The organism is Variovorax humicola (assembly GCF_037889915.1).
Taxonomy (GTDB): Bacteria; Pseudomonadota; Gammaproteobacteria; order Burkholderiales; family Burkholderiaceae_C; genus Variovorax; species Variovorax humicola.
Window position 1 is genome coordinate 1 of the sequence record NZ_JBBKZV010000087.1, and the last position, 2,474, is coordinate 2,474.

Sequence of the window (2,474 nt, forward strand, 5' to 3'; positions counted from 1 at the left end):
CAAGCTGTACGTGGACGGCAAGGAAGTGCCTGCCACCTACGAACCGAAGACCGGCACCCTGACGCCGGACACGCCGCTGACCGAAGGTCCGCACGACATCACCTACACGGTAACCGACCTGGCAGGCAATGAGAGCCTGCCGAGCGGTCCGATTGTCATCACCGTTGACAACACCGCCCCTGCGACGCCGGCGGCCCCTGGCAGCTACGAAGACAACGTGGGCAAGGTGCAGAACCCGACCAGCACCGCCCCGACGACGGACGACTCGACGCCCGGCGTCAACATCGGCAAGATCCCGGCAGACACGACGCCCAAGCTGTATGTGGACGCCAAGGAAGTGCCCGCCACCTACGACCCGAACACAGGCACGCTGACGCCGAACACGCCGCTGGATGAGGGCCGGCACTGGATCACCTACACGCTGACCGATTCCGCAGGCAACCAAAGTGCCCCGAGCGGCCCACTGGTGCTCACCATTGACTACACCGCCCCTGCGGCTCCGGCGGCCCCTGGCAGCTACGAAGACAATGTGGGCAAGGTGCAGAACCCGACCAGCACCGCTCCGACGACGGACGATTCAACGCCCGGCATCAACATCGGAACGATCCCGGCAGACACGACGCCCAAGCTGTATGTGGACGCCAAGGAAGTGCCCGCCACCTACGACCCGAAGACAGGCACCCTGACGCCGAACACGCCACTGGGCGAAGGCCGGCACGAGATCACCTACACGCTGACCGATCTCGCAGGCAACGAAAGTGCCCCGAGCGGCCCGCTGGTGCTCACCGTGGACACCATGGCGCCAGAGGCGCTGTCGGCGCCGACGCTGACGGACGACGTCGGCGCGATCGTGGGGCTGATCGCGGACAACGCGATCACCGACGACGGCAAGCCGACCTACGCGGGCACTGCGCCCGCAGGCGTTGCCACGGTCAAGGTCTACGACAACGGCATGTACCTGGGCACGAGCTCGGTGCAGCCCGACGGCAAGTGGAGCTTCGAGCCCGCGCTGCCGCTGGCCTCCGGCCCGCACAGCCTGCAGGTCTCGGCAGTCGATGCGGCGGGCAACGAAGGCCCGCTGTCGGTGGCCAAGCCCTTCACCGTGGCGGGCGACGCCCCTGCGGCGCCGGCCATCACGCTGGTCAACGACAACGTCGGCGCGCTCCAGGGTTCGCTGCAACCCAACGCGTCGACCGACGACACCACCCCCACCATCAGCGGCACCGGCACGCCCGGCACCACGATCAAGCTGTACGCCAACGGCCAGGAAGTGGGCACCACCACGGTGGCCGGCGACGGCACCTGGAGCGTCACGCCGACGCTGTCGGGCGATGGCCTGAAGAACCTGACGGCCACCGCCACCGACGGCGCGGGCCAGAGCAGCCCGAGCACGGGCGCCTACCCGATCGTGCTGGACACGTCAGCCCCGGCCACGCCGGCAGCGCCGACGGCCACCGACGACCTGGCGCCCACCATCGGTGTCATCGTGCCCGGCGGCACCACCAACGATGCCACCCCGGTCATCAGCGGCACCGGCACGGCCGGCGACACCATCAAGGTGTACGACAACGGCAATCTGATCGGCACGACCGTGGTGCAGCCCGACGGCAGCTGGAGCCTGACGCCCAAGGACCCGCTGATCGACGGCGCCCACAGCCTGACGACCACGGAGACCGACCCGGCGGGCAACACCAGCGCGGCCGGCCCGGCACTGCCCTTCACGGTGGACACCTCGGCGGTGATCGTGTCGATCACCCACGCGGTGGACAACGTCGGCGCGATCCAGGCCAACGTGGCGGACAACGGCGCGACCGACGACACGACGCCCGAGCTGATCGGCACGGCCACGGCCGGCGCCACCGTCACCATCAGGGAAGGCGCCACCGTCATCGGCACCACCACCGCCGGCCCCACGGGCGCATGGTCGCTGCTGCTGCCCGCGCAAGGCGAGGGCGCGCACGTCTACACCGCCTCGGCGACCAACGCGGCCGGCACCACCGGCACGGTGGACTTCCACCTGAGCATCGACACCACGGCCTCGGCCGTGCCTGCGGTCACCGGCGTGAGCGATGACGTGGGCTCGATCCAGGGCCCGGTGGCCAATGCCGGCTTCACCGACGACACGACGCCCGCCCTCAGCGGCACCGGCCCGGCCAGCACGACCATCAACGTGTACGACGACGCCAAGCTGATCGGCACGACCGTGAGCGATGCCAGCGGCAACTGGTCCTACACCCCGGTGTCGCCACTGGCGCAAGGCCTGCACAGCGTGACCGCCGCCTCGGTGGACGCCGTGGGCAACGTCAGTGCACAGAGCCCGGCGCGTACCTTCACCGTGGACACCGCGGCGCCTGACGCACTTGCGGCGCCGACGCTGACGGACGACGTCGGCGCGATCGTGGGGCTGATCGCGGACAACGCGATCACCGACGACGGCAAGCCGACCTACGCGGGCACTGCGCCCGCAGGCGTTG

The 2,474-nt window shown here is 69.8% G+C and carries 1 protein-coding gene; it reads left to right on the forward strand.

Annotated elements, in window-relative coordinates; genetic code table 11:
- A partial coding sequence (locus WKW80_RS37045; RefSeq protein ID WP_340368535.1) for an Ig-like domain-containing protein occupies positions 1-2,474 on the forward strand: 2,474 nt, incomplete at both ends.